The organism is Kribbella sp. NBC_00889 (genome assembly GCF_045207705.1).
In the GTDB taxonomy this organism is placed as follows: Bacteria; Actinomycetota; Actinomycetes; order Propionibacteriales; family Kribbellaceae; genus Kribbella.
The window spans coordinates 1,488,079-1,501,101 of sequence record NZ_CP108783.1 but is presented as its reverse complement, the minus strand read 5'-3'; the positions used below and the strand labels follow the sequence as shown (position 1 = coordinate 1,501,101).

The 13,023-nt window shown below is 62.8% G+C and carries 6 protein-coding genes and 3 rRNA genes; 4 read left to right on the top strand and 5 right to left on the bottom strand.

The genetic code is table 11. From position 1 onward, the window contains the following. The first annotated feature begins 46 nt into the window (after positions 1-46). Positions 47-3,163, top strand: coding sequence for a chromosome segregation ATPase (locus OG817_RS07330; protein WP_406052942.1), 3,117 nt, complete (start codon positions 47-49; stop codon positions 3,161-3,163). Positions 3,164-3,349: 186 nt separating this feature from the next. Here the strand turns inward: OG817_RS07330 and OG817_RS07325 are convergent, their stop codons facing one another. Beyond that, the gene (locus tag OG817_RS07325) at positions 3,350-3,934 is read right to left on the bottom strand and encodes a TetR/AcrR family transcriptional regulator (protein WP_406052941.1); all 585 of its coding nucleotides are present in this window, start codon (positions 3,932-3,934) and stop codon (positions 3,350-3,352) included. Between the two features lie 129 nt (positions 3,935-4,063). Here OG817_RS07325 and OG817_RS07320 point away from each other — a divergent pair, with 129 nt between their 5' ends. After that, a complete protein-coding gene (locus OG817_RS07320; protein ID WP_396395914.1) occupies positions 4,064-5,116 on the top strand; it encodes an aldo/keto reductase in 1,053 nt (350 codons plus the stop codon). 234 nt (positions 5,117-5,350) lie between these two features. After that, a complete protein-coding gene (locus tag OG817_RS07315; protein ID WP_360452619.1) occupies positions 5,351-6,001 on the top strand; it encodes a hypothetical protein in 651 nt (216 codons plus the stop codon). 2 nt (positions 6,002-6,003) lie between these two features. Here OG817_RS07315 and OG817_RS07310 read toward each other — a convergent pair whose 3' ends face one another. Continuing rightward, positions 6,004-6,474 carry an AAA family ATPase gene (locus OG817_RS07310; RefSeq protein WP_406057397.1) on the bottom strand — a complete coding sequence of 157 codons (471 nt, stop codon included), beginning with the start codon at positions 6,472-6,474 and terminating at the stop codon, positions 6,004-6,006. 49 nt (positions 6,475-6,523) lie between these two features. Between OG817_RS07310 and OG817_RS07305 the strand changes: the two genes are divergently transcribed. After that, positions 6,524-6,871 carry a helix-hairpin-helix domain-containing protein gene (locus OG817_RS07305; RefSeq protein WP_406052938.1) on the top strand — a complete coding sequence of 116 codons (348 nt, stop codon included), beginning with the start codon at positions 6,524-6,526 and terminating at the stop codon, positions 6,869-6,871. A gap of 72 nt (positions 6,872-6,943) precedes the next feature. On the opposite strand, the gene rrf is transcribed toward OG817_RS07305, so the two are convergent. From rrf to OG817_RS07290, 3 genes are all read right to left on the bottom strand, one after another. Beyond that, a 5S ribosomal RNA gene (gene rrf, locus OG817_RS07300) occupies positions 6,944-7,061 on the bottom strand. A 170-nt stretch (positions 7,062-7,231) separates the two neighbouring features. Then, a 23S ribosomal RNA gene (locus OG817_RS07295) occupies positions 7,232-10,360 on the bottom strand. 493 nt (positions 10,361-10,853) lie between these two features. Further along, positions 10,854-12,371, bottom strand: a 16S ribosomal RNA gene (locus tag OG817_RS07290). Together the 16S, 23S and 5S rRNA genes form the textbook arrangement of a ribosomal RNA operon. Between the last annotated feature and the right edge of the window lie 652 nt (positions 12,372-13,023).

The window sequence follows — 13,023 nt, the reverse complement described above, 5'->3', positions numbered from 1 at the left end:
GTGCGTTGGGTGCCTCATCCGCGCCCGGAGCGAAGCGAGGACGTGGATGAGCGGCGCGGTGGAGGATGGTCCCTTCGACATCCTCGGTTCCAAGGTGCTGCTCGGCGTACAGGTCGTGGATCTGTCGCGGTTGTCGACGCACCCGATTCCGATGGTCGGACAGGGCCTCGTCACGGTTGCCGGCCAGGGGCCGACCGACTCGAACGGCGCCGGCAAGTCGTCCTGGATCGCCGCGCTCAGCCTGCTGCATGCGGACGACCAATGGCGGCTGACCAGCGGCGCGCCTGGCGCAGCCGAACTCCTGTTCACCGCGGAGGCGGCCGGGCAGGAGGGCAACTGGTCCAACGTCGACCGCGGATACATCGTGGGCGTCTTCTCCGATCCCGAGCTGACCGATCTCGACGAGCTCGAAGCGGCCGCGATCACCGTGTGGATCCGGATCAACCGCAAGGCGTCGTACATCGATCTGCGCTGGAAGAGCCGCCTGCACGTCCCGTACGGCGCGACCGAGGCCGAGCGGGCCGCAGGAGCGGACGCGCTGTGGGCTGCCCTGCCGCACTCGAACGGCCGCACCGACTTCCACGCGAACAAGCTGTCCACGGTCCTGTACGGCGGCCAGGTGCGGTGCGTCTCATTCCTGTCGACGTCGGTGCGGTCCAGCCCGACCGCGAACCTGCTCGCCGAGCCGCTCAACGAGCTCGGCCCGGCGCGCATCTTCAACGCGATCGCAACGCTGACCGGACTCGATCACGAGCTCGAGCAGGAGCAGGCGCATCGCTCGGCTGAACACACCCAGCGCGAGGCGACCAAGCAGGCGACGGCCGATCTGCAACGGTGGGAGCAGGAGATGGCGACCGTCGAGGCCGGCATCCTCCAGCGCGGCGCCGCCCGGGGGGCATTGGCCGCGGCGAAGGAGTCCTGGCGGGCACGGTGTGCGCGGCACCTCATCGACGGCGACGCGCGCAACAGCGAGATCGTCCAGGAGCTCGCCGTACTCGATGAGCGGGTCGCGGAGCAGGAGGCGCGGCGCGAGGCGGTCGACCACGAGATCGATGCCTTTGGCAATGAAGAGCTGCTGCTGCGCGACGTACAGCTCACGCGGCAGGAGCGGGACAAGCTGGATGCACGCGACCGGGAACTCGACCTTGCGCAACGTTCGGTGCGCGAGCAGCTCGAGCGGCTCGGCCAGGAGCATCGGCGGCTGCTGGAGGAGGGGCGTTCGGCGGACGGGCGCGACCTCGCCGCTGCGGCCGACGAGCAGTCCGAGGCGCGCGCCGTACTCGAGGAGCACATCGGACGGGACCACGCGGCGCGGTCCGCGGTCGACTACGCGACCGCCGAGCTGCGCGAAGCCGAGAGCGGTCAGACCGTCTCGGCGACGCAGCAGCAGGTGCTGGAGAACGCAGGCATCGAGTGCGGTGCGCTGACCGACATCACCGAGCTGTCGTCGTCCGCGCGTGCCGAGTGGGAGCCGCGGCTGGCGCCGTACCGCGAGGCTGTCGTCATCGACGCCGGTGATGCGGCAGTCGCGTCGACTGCTCTCGCGGATGCCGGGTACGCCGGATTCCTGCTGGTGCTGGCGAATCGGCCCGATGCTCGCAAGGGATTGCGCGGCGGACCGAAGTCAGCGGACAAGCGCTTCACGCTGGACGAGTTCTTCGTTGTGCTCGGCGAGCGCGCGACCAAGGAGAACATCGACGACGTCGCCGGCGTCCTGGCGGTCGGCCAGTTCGACGAGCCGCTGACCGGTCGGACCGCGCGCATCGAGGCTGCTCGCCGCCGGGTGGAGGCCGCAGTCGAAGCCCGCGGCGTTGCGTCAGGAGCGCTCGACCAAGCGCGTGCACGAGTCGAGCAGGCAGAGCGTCGTACGGCGGCCGCCCGGGCGCTGGCCGACGCGGAGTCGGTGCAGGAGCAGATCCTTGCGCTGCGCGATTCCATCGACAGGCACGAGAACGACCGTGATTCGCTCGCGCCGCAGCTCCAGGCGGCAAAGGAATCCGCAGAGGCGGCGGCCGGGCAGCAACTCGTCCGCGACGAACGGCTGAAGAACCTCGAAGGGACCCGCCGCGACCACGAGCGGATCCTCGACGATCTGGCCGCGCGCCGCCTGACGTTGCTGGAGGAGCAGACCTCACTCGACCTGACCACGCGAGCCACGGCGTGGGGTACGACGCCCGCGGAGGCTGAGGAATTCATCCTCGGACTGCCTGACGACGCGCAACGTCGTACCACCGCTGACTGGAACCATCAGGCCTGCACGCAGCTCGACGACGTCATCCGCCGCTGCTTCCCGAACGCGCGGTCGCGGGAGGAGATCCCGACCGAGCTCTTCGAGATCCTGAACGGAGCGGACGGCTGGACCAACGGCACGCTCGGCACCCGCGTCGGCCTGGTCCCGGCGCTGCACCGGACGCTCAGCAGCCACCTCGCACAGCACGAGACGTTCGACAGCCTGCAGCAACAACAGATCGCCAGCCAGCGCGCCGAACGCAACGCCGCGCTCGAGCGCGCCCGCGAAGGACTCGGCGAGGCCGAGAGTACTGCCCGCGCCCACCGCGCATCCCTTGCCGACGGCATCAAAGCGCGACTTCGGCTGGTGTCACAGGAGTTCGACCGCCTCGACCAGCAGTACGGCGGCTACGGCGCGAAGCTCGAGTACCCCGAGCCTGACCCGCCCGCCGAGCCGGACAAGCCGTGGCGTTGGACCGTCACACCCAAGTGGCGACGCTCTGAAGGCGGCCCGTACTCCGCGTTCAACGTGAAGGGCAACACCGCGCAGATGGACGAGAAGGCGGTCAAGCTCGTCTGCGCCGCCGCGCTGGCGGGTGGTTCGGACCGTCCACTGCTGCTGATCCTCGACGAACTCGGCCGCAACCTCGGTTCGCAGCACCGCCGCGAGGCGGTTGCCCTGTTCGAGCAGATCGGCCGCGACCGGAACATCACCGTCATCGGGGCCCTCCAAGACGACATGGAACGCTACGCGCTGGCGTCGTCCCGCCTGTACGTGAAGCTCCGCCGCAGTTCGGACACCATGGCCTACAACCAGGCGCCCGTTGTCAAGGGCAACGAGGACTACGCCGCGCGGGTCGAGCTCCTTCGTACCTGGCTGACGTCGTACCGAGGTCCAACGCCCACTCTCGAGCTCGCGACTCTCACCCCGTGACATTGGCTTTCCTGCGGGCCGACACTCCATCGCGCACCCGATGCCGGTATGGCGGCGGAGACTCGCCGACCTCGCGTTTGGTGCCGAGCCGATTGTCGCGTCTGACGTCGTACCGCATGCCATTGATCCGGAGTCGGCGCAGTGGCTGTGGGACCCTGAGCTCCTGATGGTGTGATGCTCTCGACTTCACCGGCTTGTGTCGGCGCCGTAGCGGAGTCCGTCGACGAGCAGCCCGACCATCCGCTGGCTGTACGCCGGTCCCTCATCGGTCAAGGGCATGCACAGCGTGGAGACGGCGTACAGCAAGTCCTTCGGGCTGATGTCCGCGCGGATCTCGCCGGCGGCGGCTGCTGCTTCGAGCAGTCCGCCCAGGGCAGGTCCGAGTCGCTGCATGAAGTAGTCGGGCAGCGCGTCGAACGCCGGATCGCCGGAATGGAGCGCTGTCGCGAGACCCCGTTTGGTGGCGATGAACTCGGTGAAGCGGTCGAGCCATTTCGCGAGTGCCACTGCCGGCTCGTGCTCCCCGGCCAGCGCCGGCGCCGCATCGGCACACGCATCCACCTCGCGCTGGAACACGGCCTTGACCAGGTCCGAGCGCTGCGGGTAGTGCCGGTACAGCGTTCCGACTCCGACCCCGGCCAGATCAGCGATCTCTTTCGCGGGCGCGTCCACGCCTGAGCCGGCGAAGACGGTTTTCGCTGCTTCGAGCAACGAACCGAGGTTGCGTTGCGCGTCGGACCGCATCCGGCGCGGCGCCGTCTTCTCGGTCACGTGACTCCTTCCCCTTGCTTTTCCGGAAAGCCGTTCCGTATAGTTCCGGAATAGCGTTCCGCTTCTGCCCAGCGTACGGCATCCGGCGGGCACTTCACATCCCACGATCAACACCTCAGGAGAATCCCTATGCAGTACCGCACCCTCGGCGGGACCGGCATCCAGGTCAGTCCCTTCGCGCTCGGCGCCATGATGTTCGGTGCCGCCGGCAACCCCGACCACGACGACTCGATCCGGATCATCCATCGGGCGTTGGATGCCGGGATCAACTTCGTCGACACGGCGGACATGTACTCCCACGGCGAGTCCGAGGAGATCGTCGGGAAGGCGCTCAAGGGGCGCCGCGACGACGTCGTACTCGCCACCAAGGCACGCTTCCCCGTGAACTACGACCCCACCGGCGCCACTCCCTTCGTTCCGAACCGGTCAGGAGCCTCACGCAGCTGGCTCATCCGTGCCCTGGACGGCTCGCTGCGCCGGCTGGGTACCGACTACATCGACCTGTTCCAGATTCATCAGCCCGACCCGGACACTGACATCGAGGAGACTCTCTCGGCGCTCACCGACCTTGTGCGTGCCGGCAAGGTCCGGGCCATCGGCACCTCCTCGCTGCCGGCCTCGGACATCGTCCAGTCCCACTGGGTCGCCGAGCGGCGCGGCCTGACCCGGCTGCGCACCGAGCAACCGCCGTACTCGATCCTCAACCGGGGCATCGAGCGCGAGGTCCTGCCGGTGGTCCAGCAGTTCGGTATGGGCACCTTGGTCTGGAGCCCGCTCGCGGGCGGTCTGCTCACCGGCCGTTACCGCAAGAATCAGGAGAACACCACGCACCGGTCGCAGTTCGGCTTCCGGCACCTGACCGACGAGCGCCGTCTGGACGCCGTCGAGGAGCTCATCACACTCGCCGAGGACGCCAAGCTGCCGCTCACCCACCTGGCCATGGCCTTCGCGATCGCGCATCCCGGCGTCACGTCCGCGATCATCGGCCCGCGCACGATGGAGCACCTCGACGACCTCCTCGCCGGCCTCGACGTCACGCTCACCGACGACGTCCTCGACCGGATCGACGAGATCGTTCCGCCCGGGACCGATATCGGCGCCCTCGACATGGCCTACCAACCCCCGGCCATCCAACGCTCGAACCTCCGCCGTCGACCCGTCAGCGAGCGCGCCGCCGCCTGACCGGGGTCCCGGCGGTCTGGACCGACCGCTGCCGGCCGACTTCGGCCGCGTACTTTCCAAAACCCCACCCCCGCGGTCGGACCCGACGGCCCGGTGCAGCAAACTGGGTCGGTGACTTCTCTGGGGAACTGCCGAAACTGCTCACGCCGAGTAGGCGGAACCCTGGCCAACCGTCCGACTACCGGCGTACCGTCTGCTGGGCAGGTCCGACCGGGTGACGAGCGGAGGGCGTGAATGGCATCGTGGCTTCTCCGCGCCCAGTGGAACCACCGTGACGAGTCTGTCGAGCACCGTGCCCTCCGCGTCGGCCGCACCCTGACCGCAGTCGCCGTCGCGTTTCCCGACGTACACGTCTGGACCCAGGACGAGCGCTGGGGGTACCACGTCCTCGAGGCCGACGGCTCCACGCCGCTCCAGGAGATGGTCGAGGCAACCACCAAGGTTCTCGCGAACGGGTCCAGCACGACCCGGCTGCATCTGCAGAGCACCGGCGAGCTCCCGTGGTTGTTCGACCTCTCCATGGGCGGCACGCTCACAACCGTCTCGGATCAGCTCACCCTGCACTGGAGCGACGAGGACGCGCTCACCCAGTCCGACCGCTTCGCCCAGGTCCTTCGCGCTGTCGTCTCGATCTGGGAACCCGAATGGGCCAGCATCGCCGACACCGAACTGGCTGCCGCGGCCGGCGTCTTCCGCCGGGGCATCCCGATGGTGGGGTGGCTGACGTACGTCCGCGGCATGGTGGCCGGTGCCTATGGCATCGACATCGACCTCACGCCGTTCGAACGCGGCACGCTCCTCCAGGCTCCGGTCGCCCCCGCCGACCTCACGCCCGTACACATCTGCGCGGCCGCCGCGCTCGTCGGCATCGCCCCTGAGGCGTAGCCCTACTCTGTCACCACGACGGCCCGATCCCACCGCGCCAACTCAGCCGGCCCGGGTACGTCGAACGAAGCGCTGTACAGCTCCAACTCGTCGCGACTGATCCGAAACGTCCCCTTGGACACCGCCGCATTTCGCGCGTCGATTCGCGGCCACAACACCTCCATCGGCAGATCCAGTACGACGATCTCCGCCAGAGCACCGAGGTCGTGGGCGCGAGTCCGGAACAGATCCCGCTCTTCCTCGGACCAGCATCCGTAGTCCAGGATCGCGTCTACGCCCAACTCGAGCACCCGCGCCGCCAAACCCCAGAGCAGCTCGGACTCCAGCACCCACCGCCGACCGTCGACCTCGTTCGTCCCGAACAAGGCGTCCATCCACTCGTCCGGAGTCAACCGAACGCCCGCCCGCTCCGCCTCGAGCCGCCGAGCCCAAGTAGTCTTCCCTGCCCCTGGCAATCCCACGATCAACAACATCACAGCCACCCCCGAACTTTACGCAGTGCGTGGGACCGCTGGGTGGGCAATGTCCGAATCGTTCAAGACAAGTATCGGGAGTGTGCGGCACGATCTGCGTATGTCTCCTACGCAGCGCACGAGGACCGCCTCAAGCTCTCGCTCGGATCTCACCGACCTCATGAACGTGGGTCAGGCGGTGGCCGGCTATTTCCAACGGGCCGGCATCACGCGGATCAGCGAGCTGGCCGGGCGGGATCCCGTCGAGATCTACGAAGACATGTGCGAGGCCGACGGCCAGCGTCTGGATCCGTGCCTGCTCGACACCGTCATGTCCGCGGTGGACCAGGCGGACGGCAAGCCGGCCCGTCCGTGGTGGTCCTACACCGCACACCGCAAACAACTGCTTGACCAGTGAGGTGCGGTACTCAAAGTATCTGGACAAATGTTAAGGGCCACCCCTTGTGGGGTGGCCCTTAACAGTGTGAATGTCCGGCGGCGTCCTACTCTCCCACGACCTCCCGGTCGCAGTACCATCGGCGCTGTCGGGCTTAACTTCCAGGTTCGGAATGGAGACTGGGTGTTTCCCCGACGCTATGGCCACCGAAACTCTATCGAAATATCAAACCAACCACTACTGCTCAAACCACACACACCCCCGGCGGGGTGCGGGTGAGGCTGGGGTTGACCGTATTTCGGGAACCGTACAGTGAACGCGAACAACTCTAGTTACATAGCGCAGCTTGAAAGTCTTGGTCCACACACAAGTGTGTGGGTGTGTGACAAGCCCTCGGCCTATTAGTACCAGTCAGCTACACACCTTGCGATGCTTCCACTTCTGGCCTATCAACCCAGTGGTCTACTGGGGGCCTTACCCGGTTAACCCGGTGGGAGACCTCATCTTGAAGCGTGCTTCCCGCTTAGATGCTTTCAGCGGTTATCACTCCCGAACGTAGCCAACCAGCCGTGCTCCTGGCGGAACAACTGGCACACCAGAGGTTCGTCCACCCCGGTCCTCTCGTACTAGGGGCAGCCCTTCTCAAGTCTCCTGCGCGCGCAGCGGATAGGGACCGAACTGTCTCACGACGTTCTAAACCCAGCTCGCGTGCCGCTTTAATGGGCGAACAGCCCAACCCTTGGGACCTACTCCAGCCCCAGGATGCGACGAGCCGACATCGAGGTGCCAAACCATCCCGTCGATATGGACTCTTGGGGAAGATCAGCCTGTTATCCCCGGGGTACCTTTTATCCGTTGAGCGACGGTGCTCCCACATGCCACCGCCGGATCACTAGTTCCGACTTTCGTCCCTGCTCGACATGTCTGTCTCACAGTCAAGCTCCCTTGTGCACTTACACTCGACACCTGATTGCCAACCAGGCTGAGGGAACCTTTGAGCGCCTCCGTTACCTTTTAGGAGGCGACCGCCCCAGTCAAACTACCCACCAGGCACTGTCCCTGATCCGGATAACGGACCAAAGTTAGACAGCCAGAACAACCAGAGTGGTATTTCAACGATGACTCCACCCGAACTGGCGTCCGAGCTTCACAGTCTCCCACCTATCCTACACAAGTTGTACCGACCACCAATACCAAGTTGTAGTAAAGGTCCCGGGGTCTTTCCGTCCTGCTGCGCGTAACGAGCATCTTTACTCGTAATGCAATTTCGCCGAGTCCACGGTTGAGACAGCGCCCAAGTCGTTACGCCATTCGTGCAGGTCGGAACTTACCCGACAAGGAATTTCGCTACCTTAGGATGGTTATAGTTACCACCGCCGTTTACTGGCGCTTAAGTTCAAAGCTTCGCCGGCCGAAACCAGCTAACCTGTCCCCTTAACGTTCCAGCACCGGGCAGGCGTCAGTCCGTATACATCGAATTACTTCTTCGCACGGACCTGTGTTTTTAGTAAACAGTCGCTTGGGCCTGGTCTCTGCGGCCATCACCGCTTCCCCCAGCAAGTGAGGTAACGGTTCCGGCCCCCCTTCTCCCGAAGTTACGGGGGCATTTTGCCGAGTTCCTTAACCATGGTTCACTCGATCGCCTTGGTATTCTCTACCTGATCACCTGTGTCGGTTTGGGGTACGGGCGGCTCTAACACTCACTGCGAAGTTTTTCTCGGCAGCATGGGATCATCCACTTCCCCTAAACGGGTCCGCCTCGGCTCTCAGGCTCAATGAGACACGGATTTGCCTATGCCTCGCCCTACCACCTTGCCCGCGGATCAGCTTACGCCTACCATCGCCGCGGTTGGACTACCCTCCTGCGTCACTCCTCAATGCACCTACTACCACCTCGGGTCAAACCGTCCACCACTCAACCCGAAGGCCTTGTGGATTCTGGCTCTTAGCATCAGCGGGTTCGGTCGGGTCGTGTTAATGCCGGTACGGGAATATCAACCCGTTGTCCATCGACTACGCCTGTCGGCCTCGCCTTAGGTCCCGACTTACCCAGGGCAGATTAGCTTGACCCTGGAACCCTTGATCATTCGGCGGACGGGTTTCTCACCCGTCATTCGCTACTCATGCCTGCATTCTCACTCGTGCAGCATCCACAACTCCATCACTAGGCTGCTTCACACGCTGCACGACGCTCCCCTACCCATCCACACACCTGGACCACACCCCGAAAGGTGAAGCCGGGTACGAGTGTGAATGCCACAGCTTCGGCGGATTGCTTGAGCCCCGCTACATTGTCGGCGCGGAATCACTTGACCAGTGAGCTATTACGCACTCTTTCAAGGGTGGCTGCTTCTAAGCCAACCTCCTGGTTGTCTGGGCAACTCCACATCCTTTTCCACTTAGCAATCGCTTAGGGGCCTTAGCTGGTGATCTGGGCTGTTTCCCTCTCGACTACGGAGCTTATCCCCCGCAGTCTCACTGCCGCGCTCTCACTTACCGGCATTCGGAGTTTGGCTGATTTCGGTAAGCCGGTAAGCCCCCTAGACCATCCAGTGCTCTACCTCCGGTAAGAAACACGCGACGCTGCACCTATATGCATTTCGGGGAGAACCAGCTATCACGGAGTTTGATTGGCCTTTCACCCCTATCCACAGGTCATCCCCCAGGTTTTCAACCCTGGTGGGTTCGGTCCTCCACGCGGTCTTACCCACGCTTCAACCTGCCCATGGATAGATCACTCCGCTTCGGGTCTAGAGCATGCGACTAAAGCGCCCTATTCAGACTCGCTTTCGCTACGGCTACCCCACACGGGTTAACCTCGCCACACACCACTAACTCGCAGGCTCATTCTTCAAAAGGCACGCCGTCACACCCCACAAAGGAAATGCTCCGACGGATTGTAGGCAACCGGTTTCAGGTACTATTTCACTCCCCTCCCGGGGTACTTTTCATCTTTCCCTCACGGTACTAGTCCGCTATCGGTCACCAAGAAGTATTTAGGCTTAGCGGGTGGTCCCGCCAGATTCACACAAGATTTCAAGAGTCCCGTGCTACTCGGGAAAACACTCGAGAGTCACCGTCTTACGCCTACGGGGCCATAACCCACTACGGCTCAACATTCCAGAAGATTCGACTTCAACGATGATTTATAACTCTCCGACACCACGGCATTAGTGTCTGAATGCTCCCACAACCCCACATACGCAACGCACGCCGGCTATCACACGCACATGGTTTAGCCTCATCCGCTTTCGCTCGCCACTACTCACGGAATCACTGTTGTTTTCTCTTCCTGCGGGTACTGAGATGTTTCACTTCCCCGCGTTCCCTCCAGAACCCTATGTGTTCAGGCACTGGTAACTGGCTTTAGAATGCCAGCTGGGTTTCCCCATTCGGACACCCCCGGATCACAGCTTGGTTGCCAACTCCCCGGGGCTTATCGCAGGCTCCAACGTCCTTCATCGGCTCTTGGTACCAAGACATCCACCGATTGCCCTTAGTAGCTTGTCACAAAACAAAACAACAAAATTACGCTACAAAGAGATGCTCGCGTCCACTATACAGTTCTCAAAATACGGGCAGGAACACCAGCCCTTCCATCACCACCTATCGAGTGAACACCCAGCCCCAGGGAAACAACACACCCAGAACAAGACACCCACACCAACGGTTTGGTGAGAGCCGGCCCCAGCCACCCACCACACCAAACCCTCACGGATCCAGTGCGATCGTGACCCAGAGACAACCAGTCCAACTCCCCCACCAAGGGGAAGCAGGCCCGATTTCTCAGGACCCAACAGCGCGCCTCGGCCTCTCACCCGGTCTCACTCACGTTCCACGCACCCACCCACAAGGAGCAGCTGCAGTACTAGATTCGATCGATCGGGATCCAGGCCTAATGGTCAATGTTCCACATTCCGAAGCACCGTCGCCCTGGAACGAACGTCCAGGAAACAACGAATTGACGACCACCCTTGCGGGTCGATCGCCGAATGCTCCTTAGAAAGGAGGTGATCCAGCCGCACCTTCCGGTACGGCTACCTTGTTACGACTTCGTCCTAATCGCCAGCCCCACCTTCGACGGCTCCCTCCACAAGGGTTAGGCCACCGGCTTCGGGTGTTGCCGACTTTCATGACGTGACGGGCGGTGTGTACAAGGCCCGGGAACGTATTCACCGCAGCGTTGCTGATCTGCGATTACTAGCGACTCCGACTTCATGGGGTCGAGTTGCAGACCCCAATCCGAACTGAGACCGGCTTTTTGGGATTCGCTCCACCTTACAGCTTCGCAGCCCTTTGTACCGGCCATTGTAGCATGCGTGAAGCCCTGGACATAAGGGGCATGATGACTTGACGTCATCCCCACCTTCCTCCGAGTTGACCCCGGCAGTCTCCTATGAGTCCCCACCATAACGTGCTGGCAACATAGGACGAGGGTTGCGCTCGTTGCGGGACTTAACCCAACATCTCACGACACGAGCTGACGACAGCCATGCACCACCTGTATAGGACCCTTACGGACCCCCCATCTCTGGAGGATTTCCCTATATGTCAAACCCAGGTAAGGTTCTTCGCGTTGCATCGAATTAATCCGCATGCTCCGCCGCTTGTGCGGGCCCCCGTCAATTCCTTTGAGTTTTAGCCTTGCGGCCGTACTCCCCAGGCGGGGCGCTTAATGCGTTAGCTGCGGCACGGAGGACGTGGAATGTCCCCCACACCTAGCGCCCAACGTTTACGGCGTGGACTACCAGGGTATCTAATCCTGTTCGCTACCCACGCTTTCGCTCCTCAGCGTCAGGTAAGGCCCAGAGAGCCGCCTTCGCCACCGGTGTTCTTCCTGATATCTGCGCATTCCACCGCTACACCAGGAGTTCCGCTCTCCCCTGCCTACCTCTAGTCTGCCCGTATCGGAAGCAGGCTCGGAGTTAAGCTCCGAGTTTTCACTCCCGACGTGACGAACCGCCTACGAGCCCTTTACGCCCAATAATTCCGGACAACGCTCGGACCCTACGTATTACCGCGGCTGCTGGCACGTAGTTGGCCGGTCCTTCTTCTGCAGGTACCGTCACTCTCGCTTCGTCCCTGCTGAAAGAGGTTTACAACCCGAAGGCCGTCATCCCTCACGCGGCGTTGCTGCGTCAGACTTTCGTCCATTGCGCAATATTCCCCACTGCTGCCTCCCGTAGGAGTCTGGGCCGTGTCTCAGTCCCAGTGTGGCCGGTCGCCCTCTCAGGCCGGCTACCCGTCGACGCCTTGGTAGGCCATTACCCCACCAACAAGCTGATAGGCCGCGAGCCCATCCCCAACCGCCAGAACTTTCAACCCCCCACCATGAAGCAGGAGATCATATCCGGTATTAGACCCCGTTTCCGAGGCTTATCCCAAAGTTGAGGGTAGGTTGCTCACGTGTTACTCACCCGTTCGCCGCTCGTGTACCCCCGAAGGGGCCTTACCGCTCGACTTGCATGTGTTAAGCACGCCGCCAGCGTTCGTCCTGAGCCAGGATCAAACTCTCCGTTGAAAAATATAGACAAACCAGCAAGCTGGTGAGCCAACAACATTGAATGATCCTTTGAATCAGAAACAATCAAACTGACTGAATCCATAAAAATACTTCAAAGGAATCCGCCACAGACAACAAACAACCACCCACCGAAACACCATCAAGGCATCCCAGCAGAAAAATCATCCGAAGCCCATGAACGGGGATAATGCATCTTTCGGCATTGACTTTCGGCACGCTGTTGAGTTCTCAAAAATCGGGCGCACACCGCGCTTCAGACTTTCGTTTGAAGCTCCGGGGCAACTCGCCAAACTTTACTGTTTCGTCCGCGGCCGGTCAAATCGGCCTCTTTCGTCCCAGTCCCCCTGCGCGACTCAGTGTCCGAAACCCGCCGAGGCGTGTTTCGGCTTCCGAGACCTTCAGGGAGTTTGTCGGAGGACCGGCCGCTTTCGCGTCCTGCGCCTCGCTCCAACAAGAAGAACATTACTGACATTCGCGGTGCGGATGCAAATCGGGGTCCTGGACCCCTCCGATGCCCGCCGGCCACGGCCAGCTGGTCCCTCTGTTCCCAGCCGTCACTCACGTCTCCGCGAGTGGTGGACTCCCATCATCCACCCCCGGTCAAGGGGCGGCAGGTGGGTCGGGTGGGAGACGATCGCTCGTCCCCCAC

Excerpts from the sequence above, each read along its gene's own strand:
- OG817_RS07330 (WP_406052942.1), top strand. The coding sequence starts at position 47 with ATGAGCGGCGCGGTGGAGGATGGTCCCTTCGACATCCTCGGTTCCAAG.
- OG817_RS07320 (WP_396395914.1), top strand. The coding sequence starts at position 4,064 with ATGCAGTACCGCACCCTCGGCGGGACCGGCATCCAGGTCAGTCCCTTC.
- OG817_RS07315 (WP_360452619.1), top strand. The coding sequence starts at position 5,351 with ATGGCATCGTGGCTTCTCCGCGCCCAGTGGAACCACCGTGACGAGTCT.
- OG817_RS07310 (WP_406057397.1), bottom strand. The coding sequence starts at position 6,474 with ATGTTGTTGATCGTGGGATTGCCAGGGGCAGGGAAGACTACTTGGGCT.
- OG817_RS07305 (WP_406052938.1), top strand. The coding sequence starts at position 6,524 with ATGTCCGAATCGTTCAAGACAAGTATCGGGAGTGTGCGGCACGATCTG.